Below are 23,243 nucleotides of genomic sequence, written 5' to 3' on the forward strand. Positions count from 1 at the left end.
CCGCGAGGCCGCCGAGGCCAGAGCCTGCGCGCTCTCGTCGGTCGTCCGGACGCTGGCCACCGCATCGGCGGCCGCCTTGGTCGATTCCGCAAGGATCCGCGAGATCTCGCCCGCCGTGCCCGAAAGTTCCTCGCCGGCTGCTGCAAGGCCATGGAAGGTCGTGCTGGTCTGCGTCGCGGCCGCAGCCACCGTCGAGGCTTCCATGGTCGTGTGCTTGGCGGCCTGTGAAAGCTCGTTCGCTGCGGCTTCCAGCTGGTTGGCTGCCGAGGAGATGGTCAGCACCACGGAATCAGCATTGCGCTCGAAGCTCGAAATCTCGGCATCGACGCGCGACTGGCGTTCCCGCTCGTCCAGCCGCCGGGCCCGTGCCTCGGCTTCCGCCTGCTGGTTCTGCGCCAGCGCATCCCGGAACACCTGCAATGCCCGGGCAATCACGCCGATTTCGTCGCGGCGCTCCACGCCCTTGATCGCCGTATCGAGCTGCCCGGCCGCGATCCCTTCAACCGAGCCTGTCAGCTGGCGCACCGCCCGCGACAGGCTCCGGCCGAGATACAGCGCGAACAGGCCGAACATCGCCGCAAGGGGGAGAAGCTTCAGCAGGACCGAGCGAACCTCGCGCCACAAGGCAGCATCGACATCATCCACATGCAGGCCGGCATTGATGAAGGCATCGACGCCCTCGAGGCGCAGGTTGTAGGAGATCTTCAGGCTCTCCTCCTCCGCACCGGGCTTTTTCCAGTAATATTCGGTGAAGCCCTTGCCCTGCTGCCGGACGACGCGGATGAAATCCTGCACCATCAGGAAGCCGTTCCGGTCTTTCATGTCGATGATGTTCCGGCCCTCGAGATCCCTGCGGACCGGGTGCAGGAGCATCTCGCCGCGCAGGTTCAGCACGAAGAGGTAGTTGGAGCCCTCGAACCGCGCATGGCGCAGCGCCTCCAGCCCCGCCTTCATCGCATCGTAATCGGTGATACCATCCGCCTTCCCGCGATCCAGCATGCCTTTGAACAGGGTACCGCCAGCCTCGACGATATGCTGGATTTCAGCCCGCTTCTGGTCGAGCATGGCTGAACGCATCTGGGCAAAACTGAGGACAAGTGTGGCAAGGCCCAGAAGAATGGCTGCAAGCGCGAGCAACACGAAAATCTTCGTGATCGAAACGGATCTCAACATGACTTCAACTCTGGATTTTAAAAAATAGGACGGTGCTTAAACATCCTCGTTCTCGCATGTATACATTAATCAATTGCAAATCGGCCTTGGGCGGTTGACCCTCCGTGTCCGCGCCAGGCCGAACGAAAAAGACCCGCCGTTTCCGGCGGGCCTTCTGAATGCGTCGGGGGGAGACCGCCGCAACCGGGAGCGAAGACAACTCAACCCATGGTGGGGATCACGAAGCTCGCGCCATCCTTGATGCCTGAAGGCCAGCGCGAGGTGACGGTCTTCGTCTTGGTGTAGAAGCGGAACGCATCCGGCCCGTGCTGGTTGAGATCGCCGAAGGAAGAGCGCTTCCAGCCGCCGAACGTGTAATAGGCCAGCGGCACGGGGATCGGCACATTGACGCCGACCATCCCGACCTCGACCTTCGCCGCGAAATCGCGCGCGGCATCGCCATCGCGCGTAAAGATGGCAACGCCATTGCCATATTCATGGTCGTTGCAGAGGCGAAGCCCCTCTTCATAATCCTTCGCGCGCACCACCGAGAGCACCGGCCCGAAAATCTCTTCCTTGTAGATCCGCATGTCCGGCGTCACCTCGTCGAAGAGGCAGCCGCCCATGTAGAAGCCGTTCTCGTAGCCCTGCATGGAGAAGCCGCGGCCATCGACCTTGAGCTTCGCGCCTTCCTGTACGCCGAGATCGACATAGCCCTTGATGCGCTCGAGAGCCGCCTTGGTGACGACCGGGCCGAAATCGGCGCTGGAATCGGTCGAGGGGCCGATCTTGAGGCTCTCGACACGGGGGATCAGCCGGCGCACCAGCTCGTCCGCCGTCTTCTGGCCGACGGGCACCGCCACCGAAATCGCCATGCAGCGCTCGCCCGCCGAACCATAACCGGCTCCGATCAGCGCATCGACGGCCTGATCCATATCGGCATCCGGCATGATGACCATGTGGTTCTTCGCGCCGCCGAAGCATTGCACGCGCTTGCCGTTCGAGCAGCCGCGGCCATAGATGTATTCGGCGATGGGGGTCGATCCGACAAAGCCGATCGCCTTGATATCCGGATGGTCGAGGATGGCATCGACCGATTCCTTGTCGCCGTTGACGACATTGAAAATGCCTGCCGGCAGGCCGGCTTCGAGGAACAGCTCGGCCAGCCGCATCGGCACGCCCGGATCGCGCTCCGACGGTTTGAGGATGAAGGCATTGCCGGCGGCGATCGCCGGGCCGGCCTTCCAGAGCGGGATCATCGCCGGGAAGTTGAACGGCGTGATGCCGGCCACGACCCCGAGCGGCTGGCGCATCGAATAGATGTCGATGCCCGGGCCCGCGCCCTCGGTATATTCGCCCTTCATCATCTGCGGCGCGCCGATGCAATACTCGATCACCTCGATGCCGCGCTGGATATCGCCCTTCGCATCGGCAACCGTCTTGCCATGCTCGCGGGCGAGGATATCGGCCAGTTCGTCATTGGCCTTGGCCGCGAGTTCGAGGAATTTCATCAGGACGCGGGCGCGGCGCTGCGGATTGGTGGCGGCCCAGGCCGGCTGCGCGGCCTTGGCATTGGCCACCGCCGCGGCGAGTTCCGCCTTCGAGGCCAGCGCAACCGTGCCACGAACCGAGCCGTCCATCGGCTGGAAAACCTCGGCGGTCCGTCCGGAAGTGCCGGCAACGCGCTTGCCGCCGATGAAATGCCCGTAGGTGATCATGTCTCGTCCTCTCTTCAATCAGATGGCGTAACGGTCGGCGGTCTCGCGCAGGGCAGCGCGAGCCTCCGCCCAGAATTGGGAAACGAGATCGGCCGTGCGGCCCTCGCGTAACGCATGCACGCCCTGCCCCGCCCAGAGCGAGAGCATGTCCGACCGGCCGGCCTTGGCATTGGCGGCCCGCAATTCCTGCGTGAGCGCGTTCTGGATCGGATAGGGCGGGATCTCGGCCTCGCGCATCTCGCGCATGAAGCGGTTCTCGATGCCCCGGGCATGGCGCCCGGAAAAGGCGCGGGTCAGCCGGACATCATCGGCCTTGCGCCCCACGAGGGCCGCTCGCCAGGGCGCCGAGATGGTGGATTCCTCAGCCAGCAGGAACGCTGTGCCCATCTGCACCGCATCGGCACCAAGCTGGAGCATGGCCGCGATGCCGCGCCCGTCCATGATGCCGCCAGCTGCAATGACCGGCAGGGGAACGGCGGCCTTGATCGCGGGAACCAGGGCGGCAATGCCGATCAGGCTCTCCTCGACCGGCCGGAGAAAGGTGCCGCGATGCCCGCCCGCTTCCATGCCCTGGGCGAGGATCGCATCCGCGCCGACGCCATGCCAGGCCTCGGCCTCGGCCACGGTGGTGGCGGTGCCGATGATCCTGGTGCCAGCCGCCTTCAGCCGGGCCGCCTGCTGGGCAGAGAGAATGCCGAAGGTGAAACTGGCGGCCGGCGGGGCGGCTTCGACGAGCGCATTGAACTGGCTTGCGAAATCTTCCGCCCATTTGTTCGGGATCGCCTGTTCCGGCAGGCCCAGCTCCGCCCGCCACGCGACCAGCTGCGCCATGGCGCGTGCCACCTGCCCCGGATCGGGCAGGGCCGGCTCAAGGACGAAGAGATTGGCGCTGAAGGGCCGGCCGCCGAGATCGGCCTTCATCCGGGCAACCTGCTCGAGGATCGCATCCGCCGACGACCCGGCAAGGGCCAGTGCGCCCAGCGCACCGGCACGGCTCGCCTCGCGCGCCATATCCGGCCCGGAAGCGCCCAGCATAGGCGACTGGAAAATCGGCAGGTCCTGTCCGAACATGATGTTCCCGCTTTCGTGCACCATCGCTCTCGCATGCGGTTTTTCGCAACTCAATCCTTGAGTTTGCGACCCCGATCTGCAAATTTTCGGCCACCATCATCAGCCAGAAAGCACGAACCGGATGGATTGGGACAATGTCAGGGCCTTCCTCGCCGTGGCGCGGCAGGGCCAGTTCCTCGGCGCGGCCCGCTCGCTGCGGATCAACCAAGCGACGATCGCCCGGCGGGTCACCGCCCTCGAGCAGGACCTGCAGGCCACCCTGTTCGAGCGCTCGACCACGGGCGTGAACCTCACCGAGGCCGGCCGCACCCTGCTCGCCCATGCCGAGCGGATGGAAAGCGAGATGCTGCAGGCCGAGGCTGATCTGCGCCAGCAGGATATCCATCTCGCCGGCACGGTGCGGATCGGCGCGCCGGATGGCTTCACCACCTATTTCCTCGTCCCCGCGCTGAAGGATCTCGTCGAACGGCACCCGCTGCTCGATATCCAGCTCGTGCCGATGCCGCTCGCCGTCAGTCTTGCGCGGCGCGATGTCGATATCGCCATCACGATCGAGGAGCCGGAAGCCGGCCGGATCGTCGCCCGCAAGCTCACCGAATACAGCCTCGGCATTTTCGGCGCCCGCACCTATCTCGACCGACAGGGCCGCCCGGCGCGGCTGGAAGATCTCGATGGCCACCGCCTGATCGGCTATGTCGAATCCTATGCCCTGCCCTCGGCCATGGCCTATGTGAGCGATCTGTTCGGCGGCAGGCGCACAGCTTTCGAATGCGCCAGCGCGGTCGGCCAGGTCGAGGCCGTGCGGGCCGGCATGGGGCTGGCGGTGCTGCATCATTTCATCGCGGCCACCGTGCCCGATCTCGAGCCCGTCCTGCCGCAGCGCCATGCCCGGCGGGCCTATTGGCTGTCGATCCACGAGGATGTCCGCGCGCTCGGGCGCATCCGCGCGGTGATCGACCATATCGCCGCCGTCACGCAGGCCCGACGTGCGGCCTTTCTTGCCCCGAGATGAGCAGTTTTGCTTGCGAAACAGGCAGGCCGACGCCATGCTGGAATTGGTCTGACCAATTCGTGAACACCGCGCCCGGAGTGCCCTGATGGCCGTTGCCCGTACCCTTTCCCTCAACCCGCAGGACAACCTGCTTGTTGCGCTCGAAACGATCGAGGCGGGCACAGCATTGGGCGGCGGGCTGAGTGCGACGCAACGCGTGCCGCGCGGGCACAAGCTGGCTGCCCGGCTGATCGCCGAGGGCGAGCCGGTGCTGAAATTCGGCCAGATCATCGGCTTTGCCACCGCCCCGATCCCCGCCGGTGCCTGGATCCACGAACACAACGTCGCGATGCGCGACTTCGCCCGCGACTACGCCTTCTGCGAGAATTACCAGCCGACGCAAATGGTGCCCGAGCATCGCCGCGCCACCTTCGAGGGCTATCGCCGCGCCAATGGCAAGGTCGGCACCCGGAATTATATCGGCATCCTCACCTCGGTGAATTGCTCGGCCTCGGTCGCCAATTTCATCGCCAAGGAAATCGAGCGTTCCGGCATCCTCGACGATTTCCCGAATGTCGATGGCGTCATCCCGCTGGTCCATGGCGGCGGCTGCGCGCTCGACATCAAGGGCGAGGGTTACGAGGTCCTCAAGCGCACGCAATGGGGCTATGCCACCAACCCGAATATGGGTGCGGTGCTGATGGTCGGCCTCGGCTGCGAGGGCTTCCAGATCCCGCGCTGGAAGGAAGCCTACGGCATCGAGGAGGGCGAGACCTTCCGCTCGCTGGTTATCCAGGAGGTCGGCGGCACGAAGAAAACCGTGATGAAGGGCGTCGAGGCCATCCGGGAGATGCTGCCCGTCGTCAACCGCGCGCAGCGCTCCACCCAGCCGGCCTCGGAACTGGTCCTGGCCCTGCAATGCGGCGGCTCGGATGGCTATTCCGGCATCACCGCCAACCCCGCGCTTGGCGCAGCGGTGGACCTGCTGGTGGCCGAAGGCGGCACCGGCATTCTCTCGGAAACCCCGGAAATCTATGGCGCCGAACATCTGCTGACGCGCCGCGCCGCCAGCCGCGAGGTGGGCGAGAAGCTCGTCGCCCGCATCCGCTGGTGGGAGGATTACACCGCCCGCAACCGCATGGAAATGAATAACAATCCCTCCCCCGGCAACAAGGCCGGCGGGCTGACGACCATTCTCGAGAAATCCCTCGGCGCCGCCGCCAAGGGCGGCAACACGGCGCTCACGGCCGTCTATGAATATGCCGAGCCGGTGACGGAAAAGGGCTTCGTCTTCATGGACACGCCGGGCTATGACCCCGTCGCCGCCACCGGGCAGGTCGCCGGCGGGGCGAATATCCTTTGCTTCACCACCGGGCGCGGCTCGGCCTATGGCTGCAAGCCCACGCCCTCGATCAAGCTGGCTACCAACACGCCGATCTACGAGAAGATGCTCGACGACATGGACATCAATTGCGGCGATATCCTCGATGGCGTCTCCATCGAAGCCAAGGGCAGGGAAATCTTCGACATCATCCTGCGCGTGGCTTCCGGCGAACGCTCGAAATCGGAAGCCCTCGGCTATGGCGATGCGGAATTCGTGCCGTGGACGATTGGCGCGACGATGTGAGGGGCGCGCAACCCCATGCCCATCGACACCACGATCCTCGCCACTTTCGCCCTGTTCTGGCTGGCCATCGTGCCGACGCCGGGGCCGAACATCCTTATGGTCACCCATGTCGCGATGACGCGCTCGCCGCGCCATGTGGCCCTCGCCATTGCCGGCAACATGGCGGGGATCATCCTGCTGGCCAGCCTCGCGCTACTCGGCTGGGCGGCGCTGCTTCAGGCCTTTCCATGGCTGCGCCTGGCGGTGAATATCCTCGGCGGCGCCTATCTGCTCTATGTCGGGCTGAAGCTGATCGGCCGCGCCCGCCAGCCCGCGCCGCCGATCCTGCCCGGCGAGACGCCGGCGGAGGACTGGAAGACCGTCGCGCTCGGCTTCGTCACCGCCGTCTCGAATGCGCAGGCCATCCTCTTCATCACCTCGATCTATGCGGTGACGGGCGTGCTGCAGGCCAATCTAGCGACCGGTTTCGCCACGGTGGCGATCATGGTCGCCATGAATGCGAGCTATCTCTTCCTGCTCGGCTGGCTGTTCCGCCGCGAACCGGTCCGGCGCGCCTATCAGCGCTTCCGGCGCAGCTTCGAGGGCACGGTGGGTGCCCTCTTCCTGTTCTTCGGCGGCCGGCTGATCTGGCGCGCCGTGATGCGGTGACCGGAGGCCGCCGCCTCCATCAGCGGGAGTATTCCAGCGCCCGGATCACGCCACGCAATTCGGCGAGGCCCCGCAGCCGGCCGATCGCGGTATAGCCCGGATTGGTGCGCTTGGTGGCGGCCAGGTCATCCAGCATGCGATGGCCGTGATCGGGCCGGAAGATGATGGCGTCGCCCTCGCTCCGGCGGGCATTTTCGGCGAGCAGCTTGCCAAGCACGCCGACCATGTCGACATCGCCATCGAGATGATCCGCCTCGAAGAAGGAGAGCCCGTCGCCCTCGCGCTTCGTGGCCCGCAGATGCGCGAAGCCGATGCGCGGCCCGAACCGTTCCGCCATGCCGACAAGGTCATTCGCCGCCGAGACGCCGAGCGAGCCGGTGCAGAAGCAGATGCCGTTCGAGCGGTTCGGCACCGCATCGAACAGGGCCTGGTAGTCCGCCTCCGATTTCGCGATGCGCGGCAGGCCGAAAAGCGGCCGCGGCGGATCATCCGGATGCAGTGTCAGCCGGACGCCGAGTTCATCGGCCCGCGGGCAGACGGCCTGCAGGAATTCAACGAGATGCCGCCGCAATACGGCCTCGTCGATCCCCTCGTATTCGCGGAGCTTTTCGCGAAACCGCGGGATCGTCATCGGCTCGGTCGTCGAGCCCGGCAGCGCCGAGGCAATCACCATGACGAGGTATTCGATATCCTCGGGCGAAAAGGACTCGTAGAGCGCCCGCGCCTGCGCCCGGATCTCCGGCGGGTAATCCGCCTCGGCGCCGGGCCGTTCGAGAATATGCAGCTCGAAAGCCGCGAAGCGCGGATAGTCGAAGCGGAGGGCCCGGGCGCCATTGGGCAATTCCCATTCGAGATCCGTGCGGCACCAATCGACGACCGGCATGAAATTGTAGCAGATCGTCCGGATGCCGCAGGCCGCCAGCGCTTCCATCGAGGCGATCCAGGCCGCGATCGATTCCCTGGCCCTGCCGCCCATCCGCTTCACATCGTCCGGGATCGGGATCGATTCGACCACGCTCCAGCGCAAGGGCGTGCGATGCGGCTGCGACCGCTCGATGATCGCGATCCGCTCCTCCACCTCCGCCACGGTCCAGGCCCGGCCGATCGGGATCTGGTGCAGCGAGGAGACGACATCGCTCGCCCCCGCCTGCCGGATATCATCAAGGCTGACCGGATCATCCGGCCCGTACCAGCGCCAGCCCTCGCGCAGCGTCCGGGCCGGCCGTGTCATTCGGCTCATTTCATCACTCCGAGATAACGCGGCAACCAGAGCGTGATCTCCGGGATGAAGGTGATCGCGATCAGCGCCGCGAAAAGCGGGATCAGCCAGGGCAGGATCGCCATGGTGGTCCGCTCGATCGAGAGCTTCGCCACGCGGCTGAGCACGAACAGCACCATGCCCATGGGCGGCGTCATCAGCCCGATCATCAGGTTGAGGGTCAGGATCAGGCCGAAATGCACCGGATCGATCCCGAGCTTGAGCACGATCGGCATCAGGATCGGCACCATGATCGTGATCGCCGCGATCGTGTCGAGGAAGCACCCGACGATCAGCAGCAGGATGTTGACGAGGATCAGGAAAACCCACTTGTTCTGCGTCAGCCCGAGAACGGCCTCCGACATCAGTTGTGCGGCCTGGGACACCGTAAGCAGCCAGGCGAAGATTGACCCTGCGGTGACGATGAACAGCACCGAGGCCGTGGTCTCGATCGTGTCGAACGTGGCCTTGGCCAGCGTCCGCATGGTCATGGACCGGTAGCGGACCAGCCCGAGGAAGAGCGACCACATCACCGCCGCCACGGCCGCCTCGGTGGGCGTGAACCAGCCCAGCGTCATGCCCCCGATCAGGATGACCGGCGTCATCAGCGCCATCACGGCCGAGAACTTGTAATAATAGTCGAGGGCCAGCACGATGCCGAGCGCGAGGAAGATCGCGGCATTCTGCGAAACGCCCATCTTCTCCAGCAGGACGACGGCCGCCGGGAAAGCAAAGACCACGGCAATCTCGAGAAGCGCCTTGCCGATCTTGGCGAGTTCGAACGGCGCATCGGAGCCCCAGCCCCGGAGTCGCGCGAAGACCGCCACGGTGATCATCATCAGCAAGGTCATCATGACCCCGGGGATGAGACCGCCGAGGAACAGCGAGCCGATCGAGACATTGGCCATCATCCCGTAGATGACGAAGGGCAGGCTCGGCGGGATGATCGGGCCGAGCGTTGCCGAGGCCGCCGTGACGCCGACCGCCACCTCCACCGGATAGCCATGGTCCTTCATGGCCTTGATCTCGATCGTGCCAATCCCGGCCGCATCCGCAATGGCGGTTCCGGACATGCCGGAGAACACCACGGAGCCGATGATGTTGACCTGCGCGAGGCCGCCCCGCATCCAGCCGACAAGCGCGACCGCGAAGGCATAGATCCGCCCGGTCACCCCGGCGAAATTCATCAGGTTGCCGGCGAGAATGAAGAACGGCACCGCCAGCAGCGGAAAGCTTTCGACGCCGGCGATCATGCGCTGGGCGACAATCACATCCGGCGCACCGCCATGGATCGCGAGATAGAGCAGCGAAGCCGAGGCCATGCTGACCGCAACCGGCAGGCCGACAAGCATGAGCAGAAGGAAGGAACCGACGAGGACAAGCATGGAATCAGGCTCCCTTGGCGGGATCGCCCGGCCCGTCGAAGGCAGCCGGCCGCTCGAGGATGGAATAGCCCCGGCGGAGATTGCCGATCATCACCTGCACGCCGCGCAGAGCCATCAGCACGAAAGCCGCGAAAACCACCATGAAGACCGGCTGTTTGGGAAACTGGATCGTCGTCATCATCTCGTCCGAGATGATCGAGGAATATTTCCAGACCAGCCAGGCGAGATAGGCCGAAAAGACGATGCGCATGATATCCACGAATATCGCGAGAAGCCGGCCGACCCTGGCCGGAACATGGTTGTAGACAAGATCGACATGGATATGCCGTGACAGGCGCGTGCACATGACCGAGCCGAGGAAGACCACGGCAACAAGGCAGTAGATCGCGATTTCCTCGGTCCAGCCGAAGCTGTCGTTCAGCACGTAGCGCGTGAAGAACTGCAGGAACACGCAGCCGCACATCAGCCAGAAGATGGCCAGCGTCAGCCAGTCCTCGATCCGGTAGCCGGAAAGATCGACCGGAACGATCTCCTCGTCAAAGGTCCTGGCGATTTCCTCGGAAGAGATCGGCGTGTGAATCTCGCTGGGCGTCTGGTTGACCAAGGCAAAGTCCTCTCGGAACGGAGTCCGGCTTAGGGCGAAAAAGGCGCGCCCCCGGGGGAGAACGGGAGCGCGCCCAAGTCAGGGAGAAAGCAGGCTTACTTGAGGGCCTGGATCTTCTCCCAATCCGCCTTGCGATAGCCGAACTGTTCGAAGGTCACGCTCTTGCCAACAGCGGCAAGATATTCGTTGCGATCAATCGAGGTAATCGTCAGGCCCTTGGACTTGAAGAAGTCGACGAGCTTGGCTTCGTCCGCCTTCACACGGGCACTGGCCCGCGCGGCGGCTTCGAGGCTGACTTCACGCCAGATCTTCTTTTCATCATCCGTGAACTTCGCCCAGGTCCCCTTGGCAACCACGGTATTGAGCTGATCGACGATATGGCCGGTCAGGATGATATGCTTCTGGACCTCGTAGAACTTCTTGGCCTCGATCGTCGTCAGCGGGTTTTCCTGTGCCTCGACCGTGCCGTTCTGGAGCGCGAGATAGACTTCCGCGAAGGCAATCGGCGTGGTGTTCGCGCCGCAGGAACGGGGCATGGCGAGATAGGCCGGAACATCCGGCACGCGGATCTTCAGGCCCTTCATTTCCGCGCAGGACTTGAAGGCCCGGTTCGAGGTGGTGTGCCGGACGCCGTAATACGTCGTTGCCGTAATCACGTGGCCGGTTTTCTCCTCGTAACCCTTGGCCAGTTCACGGAAGACATCGCTCTTCGAATAGGCGGCGAGGTGCTCGGAATCGCGGAAGGTGAAGGGATAATAGGTCACGCCGATCGGCGGATAGGAGCGCGCGGCAAAGCTTGCACCCGAGAGGATGACATCCACCGAGCCGAGGCTGAGCCCCTGGTTGATGTCGGTTTCCTTGCCAAGCTGGGAAGCCGGGTAAACATCGATCTGGTACTTGTTGTTGGTCCGCTTGGCGAATTCCTGTGCGGTCCAGAGCGCCTCGACATGGAAGGCCTCGGATGTCTCGTAGACATGCGCGAATTTCAGATTGGTCTGCGCGGTCGCGGCCCCGAGAGCAAAGGCAAGGCCGATCCCGGCTAGCACGGTCGATTTCAATAGGGTCTTCATGGGTTTCCTCCTGGTTTTATGTTTATCCCGGCTCGGCTTTCGCAGAACCGGTTACCCCGTCGCCGGAAGGCGCAGGGGCGGGCTGGATGACGGGCGTTCCTCCGATGCGGAATCGCCTTCGCCGAAACTGCGGGAGAAGCGCTCCTGCGAAGCACTGAGATGCCGGCGCAAGGCATCCCGCGCCAGCACCGGATCGCGGGCAGCCAGCGCGTTGCGGATGGCGCGATGCTCCTCGAAGGCATGGCGCCACGAGGTCTCGTCCTCGAAATGCGCGGCGAGCTGGCCGAAATACGGGCTCATCCGCTTGTCGAACAATTCGCCGACCATGCGGGTGATCACCGAATTGCCGAGAATGGAAGCCATGGCGACATGGAAATCCCGGTCCAGCCGGATCATCTCCTCGTCATTATCAGTCCGGACCGACATCAGGTCGAGCAGCGCATCGAGCATGTGCAGGTGATGCGCCTCGACGAGAATCGCCGCCTCCGCGACGATGGCCCCCTCGATATGGGCCCGGGCACGCAGCAATTCGAAAGGGCCTTCATGCTCACCGGTATGGGGCGCATGGGCCGGCGGCTCGCTGACATAGATCCCGGAACCGACACGGATCCGGATCCGCCCTTCGACCTCGAGGGCGATAAGGGCTTCCCGGATGGTCGGGCGCGAGACATTGAGCTTCTCCGCCAGTTCGCGCTCGGTCGGCAGGCGCGCGCCGACAGGCAGCGCACCCGTATCCAGATAGGTCCGGATCTGGTCCGCAACCTGGCGATACAGGCGACGCGGTTCGATAGCCTCCAGCGCCAAGCATTCCCCCTGATGGTCATTTTGTTTAAAATTGGTCTGACCAATGCACCAAGATTGACCGAGCCTGCCGGCCATGTCAACAAACCCGCTATCGGCTGCCCGTGAAGCGGGCGGCGCCAGCAGCGGGGTACAGCCGGCCCCGGCCGCTTCTGCAGGAAAGACATGCCATGCGATTGAGCCAGGCCAGCCTGGGCCGCCTGCCCGCCTCCGTTCGCAAGCCGGGCTATGACCGGGACGCCACCCGGATCGGCATGGTCCATCTCGGCATCGGCGCCTTTCACCGGGCCCATCAGGCTGTGGTGATCGAGGACCGGCTGGAGGCCGGCGAGAGCGCATGGGGCATTGCCGCTGCGAGCCTGCGCTCGCCGGAGACCCGGGATGCCCTCGCCCCGCAGGACTGGCTCTACACCATGGCCGTCCGCTCGGAGGCGGGCGAGGATCTCCGCGTGATCGGGGCGATCCGGGAAGGCCATGTGGCGCCGGAAAACCCCGAAGCCCTCATCGCCCGGATGGCACATCCGGATACGCGGATTGTCTCGCTGACCGTGACGGAGAAGGGCTATTGCCATGATCCGGCGACGGGCACCCTGAACGAGGCCCATCCGGATATCCTCGCGGATCTCGCCGCCACCGGGAAGCCGAAAACCGCGATCGGTTTTCTCGCGGCCGCGCTTGAACGGCGCCGCGCCGAGGGCCTGCCGGCTTTCACTGTCCTGTGCTGCGACAACCTCCCCTCGAATGGCCGGACGGTGAAGCGCGTGCTGGACCGGTTCTCCGCCCTGCGCGACCCGGAACTCGGACGCTGGGTCGCGGATCACGTGCTCTGCCCGTCGAGCATGGTCGACAGGATCGTGCCCGCCACGACCGACGAGGACCGTGCCCGCATCGCCGGGAGCCTCGGCATGGAGGATCGCTGGCCGGTCATGACCGAGCCGTTCCTGCAATGGGTGATCGAGGATCGTTTCGCCCTTGGCCGGCCGGATCTCGCTGCAGCCGGCGTGACCATGGTCGGCGACGTGACGCCCTTCGAGCATATGAAGCTGCGACTGCTGAACGGCTCGCACTCGACCATGGCCTATCTGGGCTATCTTGCCGGCCACGAAACGATCGCCGGGACAATCGGCGTTCCGGCCATGGCGCGCCTGGTCCGCCGCCTGATGGATGAGGAAATCACGCCCACCCTGTCGATGCCCGCAGGCACCGATCTCGACGGCTACAAGGACGCCCTGATCGCCCGGTTCCGGAACCCGGCCCTTCGCCACCGGACCGCGCAGATCGCGATGGACGGCTCCCAGAAACTGCCGCAGCGCCTGCTCGGCACCGTGCGCGACAGGCTGGCCGCCGGCGCACCGATCGGCCTGCTCGCCGTCGCCGTGGCTGGCTGGATGCGCTTCGCCATGGGCTGGGACGAGAAATGCCAGCCCATCACACTGAATGACCCGATGGCGCAGCGCATCCTCACTGCTGCCAATACGGCCGGAGCCGATGCCGCGCGGCTCGCGACGGCGCTGATGGGCATCCGCGAGATTTTCGGCACCGACCTGCCCGGGGATCCGCGCTTTACGGGCCCGGTCACAGCCGCCCTGGCGAGCCTGCTCGCAAAAGGGGCCGGGGCAACCATCGAGGCCGCCAGCCGGGGCTGATGCTGCGGGCAGTATCCCCTTTGCTCCACTTGCCGGGGAAGGTCATCCAACCGGCGCGAACACCTGTGTGGGTTCGTGCTTGCCCTTGACGGTCACGCGATCCACCAGCTCAAGCGCATCCCCGGGCGGAAGCAGCGCGGCGCTTGCCTCGCCGATCAGGATCGGCCGGCCATACCGCGCTGTGAGGCCCTCGAGGCGCGAGGCAAGGTTCACGGCATCGCCGAGGGCCGTGTAGTCGAACCGCGCCTGCGAGCCCATATTGCCCACCACGCAGCGGCCCGAATTGATGCCGATCCCGATTTCCAGCGGCAGGTAGGGCCGGCCGGCAGCCTCGGCCTCGCGCTTCCGCTCCGCTTCGAGCTGCGCATGGCGCCGGCGCATTTCCCGCGCCGCCCGCAAGGCCCGGGCGGCATGGTCGGGCATGTCGAGGGGGGCGTTCCAGAACGCCATGATCGCATCACCCATGTATTTGTCGATCGTCCCGCCCTCGGCGATGATCGCCTCCGAGAGGGGCGAAAGCAGGCGGTTCATCAACGCAGTCAGGGCCTGCGGATCGTCCTGATGGCTTTCCGCCACGGAAGTGAAGCCCCGGACATCCGAGAACAGGATGGTCAGCATCCGGGTCTCGCCGCCGAGTGTCAGCAATTCCGGCTGGCGGACCATCCGCTCGACAAGGCTCGGCGCGAGATAATGCTGGAAGGCGGAGCGGATCGCATCCTTCTGGCGTTGTTCGCGCCAGTAATTGGCGAAGACCAGCGTGACATAGACCGCAAATCCCGTCACCAGCGGATAGACGGGGTCGATGAGCACGCCATGCTGCGCGAACAGTGTCCAGCCGAGCCAGAGCGTGAGGCTGGCGAGCGCCAGCCCGAGGCCGAGCACCGGCAGGGGCCCGAGCACCGGCACCAGCAGGATGATCAGTCCCGCCAGGGCGGCACCGGCCAGGACCTCTGCACCGAGGGCATAGTTTGGCCGAACCAGCACCGCGCCGGCAAGGATCGTCTCCAGCACCTGCGCATGGATCTCGACCCCCGGCATGGCCGGTTCGAGCGGTGTCGGGCGAAGATCCTGCAGACCGACGGCGGAGGTCCCGATCAGCACGATCCGGTTGTGGAACCGCTCCGGCGGAAACCGCTGCTCCAGCACGTCCAGCGCGGATACAAACCGCGCCGGCTCATGCGGCGTGTAATGCACCCAGAGCCGGCCATCGCGTTCCGTCGGCAGCAGATGCCCGCCGATCACGAGGCCGGAAATCCCTGCGGAATCGCGCCGGATGGCCAAAGCATCCCCGCCCGTCGCCACGCGGAGGGTTTCCACCGCAAGGGCCGGCCGCACCTGCCCGCCGATCGCGAAGGCGGTCGGCACCCGGCGGATGATTCCGTCCGCCTCGGGCAGGACAGAGAACAGGCCGAGCCCGGCCGCCGGCTTTTCGAGAACCGGCAGGTTGCGCACCATATCGGGATAGGCCGGCAGCAGGCCGGTCGAGTCACCCCCGATCATCGCAAGCGGAACCGGGGGATCCTCCCCGCCCTGCCCTTCCGCGCCTTGTCCATCCGCGCCTGGTCCTTCGGCATTTGGCCTTTGCCGCTGGCCGAGGCCCGACCGTCCCAGCACCACGCGGGCCCGGCTGATCGCCTCAGCCAGCAACCTGTCCGTATCCGGCTCCGCCTCGAGCCGCGCCCGCATCTCGGATGTCAGGCCCGGCAAGGTCTGCGCCAACCGGGCGGGCGAGAGCCGGTCCGGCTCGGGGAACATGATATCGAAGCCGATCGTCGCCGCGCCTGCGGCCTGCAGCCGGTCCACCAGCCGGGCAAGGACCCCGCGTGACCAGGGCCATTGCCCGAGCGCTTGCAATGACCGATCGTCGATATCGACAATGACCACCGGCAGGTCACCCACCGGCCGCGGCTTGGCCGCGAGATAGCGATCGAACACTGCGTGGCGCAGCCGTTCGAGCGGCAGGGGATCGGTATATTTGAGGGCGGTGAGTGCGAGCAGGACCGCAAGCCCCAGCAGCCGGGGCAAGGTGCCGCCCCGGCGGATCCAGCGCTTCCGGTTGCCGATGGATGCCATGCGCGGGCTCGCCCTCTCCTGCGGGGGCACTCTACCCGAACTCCCGCGCCTCGCCAGCCCGCGCTGACTTTGTCCGGCCGGACATGGAAACGGGGGCTTTCGCCCCCGCCGGATCAATCGTCGCGGTAGATCTTCTCGCGCCGCTCGTGCCGCTCCTGCGCCTCGATCGACAGGGTGGCAATCGGGCGGGCATCAAGCCGGGCCAATGAGATCGGCTCGCCGGTTTCCTCGCAATAGCCATACGACCCGTCCTCGATCCGGGACAGGGCTGCATCGATCTTGGCGATCAGCTTCCGCTGCCGGTCCCGCGCCCGGAGTTCGATGGCCCGGTCGCCCTCGGAGGAGGCCCGGTCAACAAGATCCGGGTGGGAATCCGTATCGCTCTGCATCGCCGTCAGCGTGAGCTCGGAATCCCGGATGATCTCATCCTTCCAGTCGCGCAGTTTCCGGCGGAAATACTCGCGCTGGCGGTCATTCATGAAGGGCTCGTCATCCGAGGGGCGGTAGCCGCGCTCGAGCGAGATGGGAGCCTTGGTCGCATTTGCCGTCGACATCGCTTCGCCTCTTCGCAAAGTCGAAACACATTGAGGCAGCGGTATAGCGCTAGCCGTATGACGAAACAATCACGACAGGCAAAATTTCCGGGACAGTCTCGCCAAACCCGGGATCCCGATACGACCTAATGAAACTATCTCGCTGCAACCGCGCGAGATTCGACAGGAATGCATCGCTCACCCGCGCGAGCGGGCCGCCGTCCGGAGCTTGGCGAGTTCCACCTCGGCCCGCAGCTCGATCGAGTCCATGATCGAGTCCAGGGTCGGATCGCCGCTATCGGCCGAATCCCGGACCATCACCGAAAGTCGATTCATGAAATCGGGGGGCAGCTGCCCGGCCAGCAGGGCCAGCTTCAATTCGTCGAGCAGGTCGAGCATCGACTGGCCGCGCTTGACGCTGCGGCGCCGCTTCTCGCGCGTATTGTCCTCGGACTGGATCGCGATCAGCGCTTCCAGCCCGCCGAGAATCGAAATCGGTGCTTTCGATTCCATCCGGGCGGTCGCCCCGCCCGAATCGATGGTAAACCGCGCGCCCGTGCCGCTGGAGCCGCGCACCCCGCGTGACCCGCCGACGCCCGAAACGCCCTTCTGATCCGTGATCCGAATCGTCATTCGATCTGCATTCCCTGCCGCATCGCGGCTTGTCTCACTGCGAACATGTTCGCTGAAGCTGGTTAAGCAGCGGTAACCATACCGGGACAAATTTGCCGGGTCGGCAATTCCCGCCCGGCAATCCCGCGCACCCCGGCAGAGGTGAAAAACTAAAATCCGTTTTATTTCATTGACTTGAAATTTCTCAACGCTTGGCACGCTCCTCGCACAGGCAACCGCGAACGACTCCTGTCTCGCGTGCGTTCACCGTAATTCACGATCGAAGATGCCGGTCACGGCCGCAGGAGCACCAACCCCATGATGACGAAGGCACGTTTCTCCGCCGATCGGCCCGGCAGCCTGAAGGACAGGCTTCGGGATATCGTCGCCGCGCTCGGCTTCGGCGCCCTCGGGCTCGGATTGCTGGGCCAGCAGGATGCGCAGGCCCTGTCGCGGATCAAGGATCTCGCCGCCATCGAGGGCGTGCGCGAGAACCAGCTGGTCGGCTACGGCCTCGTCACCGGCCTTAACGGCACGGGTGACACGCTCAACAACTGCCCGATGACCAAGCAATCCCTGCAGGCCATGATGGAGCGCCTCGGCGTCAACACCCGTCAGGCCAACATGCGAACCGCGAACGTAGCGGCTGTCATGGTCACGGCCAATCTTGTCGCCTTCGCCACGCAGGGCACGCGGCTGGATGTGACAGTCTCCGCGATGTGCGATTCGAAGTCGCTGCAGGGAGCAACGCTGCTCGCCACCCCGCTCCTCGGCGCCGATGGCGAAGTCTACGCCGTGGCGCAGGGCAGCCTCGCGATTTCCGGCTTCTCGGCCGAGGGCGACGCCGCCAAGATCACCCGCGGGGTTCCCACAGTCGGCCGCATCGCCAACGGCGCGCTGATCGAACGCGAGGTCGACTTCCGGCTCAACCACCTGCAGAACCTGCGCCTCTCGCTGCGCAACCCGGATCTGACCACCGCACGCCGCATCGCCGCCGCGATCAATGATTTCCTCGGCGCCGATTCAGCCGAGCCGACCGATCCCTCCACCGTGTCCGTCCAGGTGCCCCGGAACTTCCAGGGCAACATGATCCGCCTGCTCACCGAAGTGGAACAGCTCCGCGTCGAGCCCGACCAGCGCGCCCGCGTCGTGGTGGACGAGCGTTCCGGCATCATCGTGATGGGCAAGGACGTGAAGGTCAGCCAGGTCGCCGTGGCCCAGGGCAACCTCACCGTGACGATCACCGAACAGCCGGAAGTCTCGCAGCCGGAGCCTTTCTCCCGCGGCCAGACGGTCGTGGTCCCCCGGACCGGCGTCCGTGTCGAGACTGACGACAAGAAGAAGCTGGCGATCGTGAAAGACAGCGTCTCGCTCCGCGAACTGGTCGATGGGCTCAACGCCCTCGGGGTCGGCCCGCGTGACCTGATCTCGATCCTGCAGGCGATCAAGTCCGCCGGCGCCCTCCAGGCCGATATCGAGGTGATGTGATGAACCTCAAGATCGCCTCCAACCCGAATTTTGCCGCCGATATCGAACGTGCCAAGGCGGCGGGCCTCCTCCCGAAGAACATCCCGGCCAATCGCAAGGCCTGGGAAACAGCCCAGGGCCTCGAGGCCAACTTCTTCCAGACGATGATCGGCACCATGTTCGAAGGCGTGCAGGGCGAGGGCCAGATGGGTACCTCCGCCACGGGCCAGGATGCCTGGCGCGGCATGATGATCGAGCAATACAGCCAGGCCATCGTCGGGAAGGGCGGGATCAACCTCGCCCCCCAGATCTATCGTGAAATGTTGCGTCACCAGGAGTCTTCCGCCCATGGCATCCAAAGGCCAAACCGCTGAGCGCGCCGATACCCGGCTCAAGATCACCCGCGCCGAGGATGCCGAAATTCTTGTCGGCTCGGCGCTGGATGCCCTCGACCGGCTGGAGCCCCTGATCGAGGAGGAAACACGCCTCTTCAAGGCCGGGAAGGCCCGGGAAGCGCTGACCCTCGCGGTCGAGAAGAACAACGCGGCCCAGGGCTATACAAGGTGCCTCGAGGCGCTGAAACACAACGCCATCGCGATCGGGCGCTTTCAGCCGCCCAATCTCGAGACCTTGCGTGGCCGGCATGAATCCTTCTCGGCCAAAATGGCGCTGAACATGGCCGTTGTCGCCACCGCGCGCACGGTATCCGAAGGGCTCCTGCGTGATCTCGCCGATGCCGTCGGAAAGAATGGCTCGCCGAAAACCTATATCCGCGGCGGCGTGACGCGGAAGGCCGGAACCGCGCCGCTGGCCATTTCCAAGGCCATGTAGACCGCCGGTTCGTCCTGTCGGATCCTGAGAAAGCCGGGGCGTGGTCGAAAGACCATGCCCCTTTTTCATGCCGGACCGATTTGATTCGGCGCCGCTTCGCGGATCGGCGGCTGCAACAGAGTCCTTAATTTAACTATAATTTCCGGGAATGGATTCACATCGGCTCAACCATCTTTCTGAACGCTTCCTAAAGACCCAAGCAACTATTCTGGGTATGGGCAGAACATGGATGTCTGCCGGAAACGAGTTTTGCGATGGACACCCGCATGACGACCGGGGCACCCCAGGTGCCCATCAGTACCACCAGGACGGACCTGGCCACTCCGAAGGCGGCTGTCCGGACGGATATGGCGCCGCCGGTGGCCGTGGCCGCGCAGGCCGGCTCCGAACAGGCGCGCTGGAACCGCGAACGGCGTCCGGATAACAGCAGTTCGCAGGGCCGGCGCTTCGAAAGCTCGCTCGACCTCGACCGCGAGACCGGCGACCTTGTCTACCGCGTGATCGACCCGACTTCCCGCGCGACGATCTCGCAATATCCCTATGAAGGGCTGCTGCGCCTCCGGGCCTACATCAAGTCCGTCAACGACAAGGGCTGAGCCCGACGGCTGCCCCGGTCAGGGGCCGCTGGCGGCTCGGCCGCTTTTTTGTTAACGCCCATTAAGGTTACCAAGTTCTTTTTTGTTAAGGTTACTGAATTTAACCAAGCCTTAGCCGCTTGGGTGCATTTTCACCTTTGAAGGTATTCGTCGTCGGTTAGCGAGACCCCTCGCAGCCCCCGGCGAACGAGAGGCTTGCCCAGCCGGCGGCCATCCCACAGAAGGTGATGCAGATGTTCCCGATCAACGACTCGATGAGCACCAATATCGCGATCCTTCAGCGCACGAACGAGCTGTTTGATCTCACCCAGAAGCGCGTCGCGTCCGGCAAGAGCGTGTTCACGGCCGCCGATGACACCACACGCTACCGCGTGAGCGAGAATCTTCTGGGCCGCAGCCGCCAGCTTTCGAGCATCAACAACAACATCTCGCTCGGCCTCGCCACGCTGGAGACGACCGACAACACGCTCAAGCAGATGCTGGGTTTGGTCCAATCTGCCCTGACGCTAGTTTCGAAGGCGCAAAACGAAGGTGCGAACGGCGTCCGCGCCACGGAAACCACGGCCCCGATCGATCCGACCACGGTGGTTTCAGGCGTCTCCGTCGGCTCCCTGCTGTCGATCACCTCGGACAGCGGACGCACCTTCACCTACACGTTCAACTCCACCACCGTAACCTGGGGCGAGGTGGCAAATGCGCTGAATGTGTCGAACATCGGTGTGCAGGCCGACTTCATCCCCGGATCGGTTGCCGGAACCACAAATCTCCGGTTCCGTTCCGTCAATGACGAGGACTTCTCGTTTGATGCCGTCACTGACCAGAATGTGATGGATGACCTCATCGGCCTCACCTCCCCGACCGGTCAGGTCTTCAACCCGAACAACCTTTTTGCGAACGGGGTGTTGGCTCCGGCGGCGGGCGAAACAGGCTTCACGGTCAGCTATGGCGGCCATGTCACGGGCAATGCCGGCGGCGGCGTCACACTGGCGACGGCAATCGCAGCCGGGTCGAGCATTGTCTTCGAAGACGGCAACGGCCAGTTCCGCACTCTCAATTACGGCGCGGGAACAACGGTCGGTGGCTTCATCACGGATGTGACCGCCCTCGGCGCCGGCATCAAGGCCGAGTTGGTCAACCAGTCTGGTGGGGCCGGCGGTCCTCTCCAGTTGCGCATGCGCAACATGAACGGATCGAACATGAAGATTGTCGCCGCTACCGGCGACTTTGCGACAGCAGGCCCGCTCGGGATGGCGGGGATCACCACGGCCTACGCGGCACCCCTGTCCCAGAATTATGCACTCCGGCTGGCTTACGGTCAGCAATATGATGCCATTCTCGAGAACATCGATTCCCTGGCCGCAAACAACCCGGTTCCGGATGGCAGGAACCTGCTGCAGGCAGAGAACATCTCGGTCATGCTGGATGACTTTTCCAGCAACCCGATCAAGCTGGCCGGCGTCGCGCTGACGGCGGCTGGCTATCTGACCATGGCGCAGTCGGGCGCGACCTGGGCCAATGACGGCCTTCTTCAGAATTCGGCCACGCAAGCGAGACAGGCCGAGACGATCCTTCTCGAGCTGCAGGCGCAGTTTGCAACCTTCAACAACTACATCCGCTCTCGGTACGACCTCAACAAGGCCTATCTGGGCGACTCGAAGGTGCTTGGCGACGAGATCGTCGCGGCCGATACGACAGAGGAAAGCGCGAGCCTCGTCGCCTTGCAGACACGCCAGCAATTCGCGGTTCAGGCGCTTTCGATCGGCAATCAGGCCCAGCAATCCCTGCTCCGGCTTCTCGGCGGCTAACGCCTTGAATCCGTCACCTCGGGAGAAGGAACCGGTTTCGCGCGGCTGATCTTCACGATTGATTAAGGTAAACAAGAAATCAATCGTTCATCATGATCGTGCTTAGCGCGGACTGAAGAAATGCAGTTAAGATTGCATTAGAATACTTCGATGCACCTTGCTTTCCGTGAAGGGTTGGTCTTGCACCAGCCGCTTCCGGAACCCGGCCAGGATGGCCGGCCATTGCAACAGAAGGTGCACCCGATGAGCGTTGTGTTCAACGCGGCTACGGCCGCGAACGTGTCGATCCTCCGGACGACGAATGAACTTTTCCAGATTTCCCAGAAGCGCGTCGCGACCGGCAAGAAGATCTTCGGTGCTGCCGATGATGCCACCCGCTACAGCATGTCCCAGACGATGCTGTCGCGCTCCCGCAACATCAATGCGGTGAACAACAACATCTCGACCGCCCTCAAGACCCTCGAATCCACCGATATCGCCCTCAAGCAGGTCCGCTCGCTGCTCCAGCAGATGAACGACATGGCGACCCAGGCCCTCGCGGCCGGCTCGACGACGACGATCTCGGCCAACCCGACGGCGAACATCAACGCCAACACCTATGTCGCGGGCTATTCGAACGGCATGCGCCTCTCGATCACCTCCGACAGCGGCGAGAACTTCACCTACACCTTCGGCAACTCGAACGCCGGCGCGGCCTCGTCCGCCAACGTCACCTGGGGCCAGGTTGCCCAGGCGATGAATGCCGCGAATATCGGCGTCCAGATCCGCTTCGAACCAAACGGCACGGGTCAGCGCCTCGTCCTCGAATCGACCGACCGGTCGACCGGCTTCTCGATCGATGGCCGCTCGTCCTCACAGGTTGTCGATGACCTCGTCGGCCTCAACTCGAGCTATGACGGCACCTACCATTCGTCGAAGTTTGCCAACGGCTCGGCCTCGCCGACCGGCTTCGCGGCGACCTCGCCAAACGGCCTGCGCTTCGGCGCCGGCGGCTTCATCCAGGCCCCGTCCTCGATGCCGTCTGCCTCGGCCAACTCCTCGATCTCGTTCGTCGGCGCCGATGGCGTTGCCCGCACCTGGTCGACCGCCACGGCCAAGAACCAGGATGCGGTTGTTGCCGAAATCAACGCCATGAATGCCGGCGTCCGCGCCGAGTTCGCTGCCGGCGGCATCCTCCGCCTGCGCAAGCTCGATGGCACCGCCATGGTCATCCTCAACGGCTCGGGTTCCTACAACCCGTCGGGCAACGGTCGCCTCAACTCGATCACCACCCAGCCCTATCAGATGGGTGCGCCGATCACCGGCTCGCTCGACAATTCCGAGCGTCTCCGCCTCGGCCAGCAATACGAAGCCTA

21 protein-coding genes are annotated in these 23,243 nt (G+C 64.6%); 10 read left to right on the plus strand and 11 right to left on the minus strand.

The features are described from left to right. The 3 genes from P0652_RS17120 to P0652_RS17130 form a co-directional block, all read right to left on the minus strand. A partial coding sequence (locus tag P0652_RS17120; protein ID WP_284180094.1) for a cache domain-containing protein occupies positions 1 to 1,173 on the minus strand: 1,173 nt, incomplete at its 3' end. 200 nt (positions 1,174 to 1,373) lie between these two features. Next, positions 1,374 to 2,870 carry a CoA-acylating methylmalonate-semialdehyde dehydrogenase gene (locus P0652_RS17125; protein ID WP_284180095.1) on the minus strand — a complete coding sequence of 499 codons (1,497 nt, stop codon included), beginning with the start codon at positions 2,868 to 2,870 and terminating at the stop codon, positions 1,374 to 1,376. 18 nt (positions 2,871 to 2,888) lie between these two features. Next, on the minus strand, positions 2,889 to 3,941 hold the full coding sequence (locus P0652_RS17130; RefSeq protein WP_284180096.1) for an NAD(P)H-dependent flavin oxidoreductase: 1,053 nt from the start codon (positions 3,939 to 3,941) through the stop codon (positions 2,889 to 2,891). A 121-nt stretch (positions 3,942 to 4,062) separates the two neighbouring features. Here P0652_RS17130 and P0652_RS17135 point away from each other — a divergent pair, with 121 nt between their 5' ends. The 3 genes from P0652_RS17135 (at position 4,063) to P0652_RS17145 (ending at position 7,207) form a co-directional block, all read left to right on the plus strand. After that, positions 4,063 to 4,953, plus strand: a complete 891-nt coding sequence (locus P0652_RS17135) for a LysR family transcriptional regulator (RefSeq protein ID WP_284180097.1) — start codon at positions 4,063 to 4,065, stop codon at positions 4,951 to 4,953. 85 nt (positions 4,954 to 5,038) lie between these two features. Then, a complete protein-coding gene (locus P0652_RS17140; RefSeq protein ID WP_284180098.1) occupies positions 5,039 to 6,559 on the plus strand; it encodes a UxaA family hydrolase in 1,521 nt (506 codons plus the stop codon). Positions 6,560 to 6,574: 15 nt separating this feature from the next. Further along, positions 6,575 to 7,207 (plus strand): LysE family translocator, encoded by a 633-nt coding sequence (locus tag P0652_RS17145; RefSeq protein WP_284180100.1) that lies wholly within the window; start codon positions 6,575 to 6,577, stop codon positions 7,205 to 7,207. A 19-nt stretch (positions 7,208 to 7,226) separates the two neighbouring features. Here the strand turns inward: P0652_RS17145 and uxuA are convergent, their stop codons facing one another. From uxuA to P0652_RS17170, 5 genes are all read right to left on the minus strand, one after another. Beyond that, complete coding sequence (gene uxuA / locus P0652_RS17150) at positions 7,227 to 8,417, minus strand: mannonate dehydratase (RefSeq protein ID WP_284180117.1); 1,191 nt, start codon at positions 8,415 to 8,417, stop codon at positions 7,227 to 7,229. A gap of 26 nt (positions 8,418 to 8,443) precedes the next feature. Beyond that, positions 8,444 to 9,850 (minus strand): TRAP transporter large permease, encoded by a 1,407-nt coding sequence (locus tag P0652_RS17155; protein WP_284180102.1) that lies wholly within the window; start codon positions 9,848 to 9,850, stop codon positions 8,444 to 8,446. Between the two features lie 4 nt (positions 9,851 to 9,854). Then, the gene (locus tag P0652_RS17160; RefSeq protein ID WP_284180103.1) at positions 9,855 to 10,454 is read right to left on the minus strand and encodes a TRAP transporter small permease; all 600 of its coding nucleotides are present in this window, start codon (positions 10,452 to 10,454) and stop codon (positions 9,855 to 9,857) included. Positions 10,455 to 10,549: 95 nt separating this feature from the next. Continuing rightward, positions 10,550 to 11,524 (minus strand): sialic acid TRAP transporter substrate-binding protein SiaP, encoded by a 975-nt coding sequence (locus P0652_RS17165; RefSeq protein ID WP_284180104.1) that lies wholly within the window; start codon positions 11,522 to 11,524, stop codon positions 10,550 to 10,552. A gap of 51 nt (positions 11,525 to 11,575) precedes the next feature. After that, the gene (locus P0652_RS17170) at positions 11,576 to 12,328 is read right to left on the minus strand and encodes a FadR/GntR family transcriptional regulator (protein ID WP_284180106.1); all 753 of its coding nucleotides are present in this window, start codon (positions 12,326 to 12,328) and stop codon (positions 11,576 to 11,578) included. A gap of 167 nt (positions 12,329 to 12,495) precedes the next feature. Here P0652_RS17170 and P0652_RS17175 point away from each other — a divergent pair, with 167 nt between their 5' ends. Further along, positions 12,496 to 13,971 carry a mannitol dehydrogenase family protein gene (locus tag P0652_RS17175; RefSeq protein WP_284180107.1) on the plus strand — a complete coding sequence of 492 codons (1,476 nt, stop codon included), beginning with the start codon at positions 12,496 to 12,498 and terminating at the stop codon, positions 13,969 to 13,971. Between the two features lie 42 nt (positions 13,972 to 14,013). On the opposite strand, the gene P0652_RS17180 is transcribed toward P0652_RS17175, so the two are convergent. The 3 genes from P0652_RS17180 to P0652_RS17190 all read right to left on the minus strand — a co-directional run bounded on the left by P0652_RS17180 (position 14,014) and on the right by P0652_RS17190 (position 17,210). Beyond that, positions 14,014 to 16,044 (minus strand): CHASE2 domain-containing protein, encoded by a 2,031-nt coding sequence (locus P0652_RS17180; protein ID WP_284180108.1) that lies wholly within the window; start codon positions 16,042 to 16,044, stop codon positions 14,014 to 14,016. 113 nt (positions 16,045 to 16,157) lie between these two features. Next, positions 16,158 to 16,598, minus strand: coding sequence for an RNA polymerase-binding protein DksA (gene dksA, locus P0652_RS17185; protein WP_284180109.1), 441 nt, complete (start codon positions 16,596 to 16,598; stop codon positions 16,158 to 16,160). A 177-nt stretch (positions 16,599 to 16,775) separates the two neighbouring features. After that, entirely contained in the window at positions 16,776 to 17,210 is a 435-nt protein-coding gene (locus P0652_RS17190) for a flagellar assembly protein FliX (protein WP_284180110.1), read from the minus strand. 297 nt (positions 17,211 to 17,507) lie between these two features. On the opposite strand from P0652_RS17190, the gene P0652_RS17195 reads away from it, so the two are divergent. From P0652_RS17195 to P0652_RS17220, 6 genes are all read left to right on the plus strand, one after another. Further along, positions 17,508 to 18,677 carry a flagellar basal body P-ring protein FlgI gene (locus tag P0652_RS17195; RefSeq protein ID WP_284180111.1) on the plus strand — a complete coding sequence of 390 codons (1,170 nt, stop codon included), beginning with the start codon at positions 17,508 to 17,510 and terminating at the stop codon, positions 18,675 to 18,677. After that, positions 18,677 to 19,030, plus strand: coding sequence for a rod-binding protein (locus P0652_RS17200; protein ID WP_284180112.1), 354 nt, complete (start codon positions 18,677 to 18,679; stop codon positions 19,028 to 19,030). The genes P0652_RS17195 and P0652_RS17200 overlap by 1 nt, the downstream gene beginning before the upstream one ends. Next, positions 19,005 to 19,487 carry a hypothetical protein gene (locus tag P0652_RS17205; protein WP_284180113.1) on the plus strand — a complete coding sequence of 161 codons (483 nt, stop codon included), beginning with the start codon at positions 19,005 to 19,007 and terminating at the stop codon, positions 19,485 to 19,487. The genes P0652_RS17200 and P0652_RS17205 overlap by 26 nt, the downstream gene beginning before the upstream one ends. Positions 19,488 to 19,741: 254 nt before the next feature. After that, the gene (locus P0652_RS17210; RefSeq protein ID WP_284180114.1) at positions 19,742 to 20,083 is read left to right on the plus strand and encodes a hypothetical protein; all 342 of its coding nucleotides are present in this window, start codon (positions 19,742 to 19,744) and stop codon (positions 20,081 to 20,083) included. 233 nt (positions 20,084 to 20,316) lie between these two features. Next, the gene (locus P0652_RS17215; RefSeq protein ID WP_284180115.1) at positions 20,317 to 21,888 is read left to right on the plus strand and encodes a flagellin N-terminal helical domain-containing protein; all 1,572 of its coding nucleotides are present in this window, start codon (positions 20,317 to 20,319) and stop codon (positions 21,886 to 21,888) included. A 243-nt stretch (positions 21,889 to 22,131) separates the two neighbouring features. Then, on the plus strand, positions 22,132 to 23,243 hold a 1,112-nt coding region (locus P0652_RS17220; RefSeq protein WP_284180116.1), incomplete at its 3' end, for a flagellin.

Origin of the sequence: Rhabdaerophilum sp. SD176, from assembly GCF_030143245.1 — a bacterium.
In the GTDB taxonomy this organism is placed as follows: Bacteria; Pseudomonadota; Alphaproteobacteria; order Rhizobiales; family Beijerinckiaceae; genus Rhabdaerophilum.

Excerpts from the sequence above, each read along its gene's own strand:
- P0652_RS17125 (WP_284180095.1), bottom strand. The coding sequence starts at position 2,870 with ATGATCACCTACGGGCATTTCATCGGCGGCAAGCGCGTTGCCGGCACT.
- P0652_RS17130 (WP_284180096.1), bottom strand. The coding sequence starts at position 3,941 with ATGTTCGGACAGGACCTGCCGATTTTCCAGTCGCCTATGCTGGGCGCT.
- P0652_RS17135 (WP_284180097.1), top strand. The coding sequence starts at position 4,063 with ATGGATTGGGACAATGTCAGGGCCTTCCTCGCCGTGGCGCGGCAGGGC.
- P0652_RS17140 (WP_284180098.1), top strand. The coding sequence starts at position 5,039 with ATGGCCGTTGCCCGTACCCTTTCCCTCAACCCGCAGGACAACCTGCTT.
- P0652_RS17145 (WP_284180100.1), top strand. The coding sequence starts at position 6,575 with ATGCCCATCGACACCACGATCCTCGCCACTTTCGCCCTGTTCTGGCTG.
- P0652_RS17155 (WP_284180102.1), bottom strand. The coding sequence starts at position 9,850 with ATGCTTGTCCTCGTCGGTTCCTTCCTTCTGCTCATGCTTGTCGGCCTG.
- P0652_RS17165 (WP_284180104.1), bottom strand. The coding sequence starts at position 11,524 with ATGAAGACCCTATTGAAATCGACCGTGCTAGCCGGGATCGGCCTTGCC.
- P0652_RS17175 (WP_284180107.1), top strand. The coding sequence starts at position 12,496 with ATGCGATTGAGCCAGGCCAGCCTGGGCCGCCTGCCCGCCTCCGTTCGC.
- P0652_RS17180 (WP_284180108.1), bottom strand. The coding sequence starts at position 16,044 with ATGGCATCCATCGGCAACCGGAAGCGCTGGATCCGCCGGGGCGGCACC.
- dksA (WP_284180109.1), bottom strand. The coding sequence starts at position 16,598 with ATGTCGACGGCAAATGCGACCAAGGCTCCCATCTCGCTCGAGCGCGGC.
- P0652_RS17190 (WP_284180110.1), bottom strand. The coding sequence starts at position 17,210 with ATGACGATTCGGATCACGGATCAGAAGGGCGTTTCGGGCGTCGGCGGG.
- P0652_RS17195 (WP_284180111.1), top strand. The coding sequence starts at position 17,508 with ATGATGACGAAGGCACGTTTCTCCGCCGATCGGCCCGGCAGCCTGAAG.
- P0652_RS17200 (WP_284180112.1), top strand. The coding sequence starts at position 18,677 with ATGAACCTCAAGATCGCCTCCAACCCGAATTTTGCCGCCGATATCGAA.
- P0652_RS17205 (WP_284180113.1), top strand. The coding sequence starts at position 19,005 with ATGGCATCCAAAGGCCAAACCGCTGAGCGCGCCGATACCCGGCTCAAG.
- P0652_RS17210 (WP_284180114.1), top strand. The coding sequence starts at position 19,742 with ATGGACACCCGCATGACGACCGGGGCACCCCAGGTGCCCATCAGTACC.
- P0652_RS17215 (WP_284180115.1), top strand. The coding sequence starts at position 20,317 with ATGTTCCCGATCAACGACTCGATGAGCACCAATATCGCGATCCTTCAG.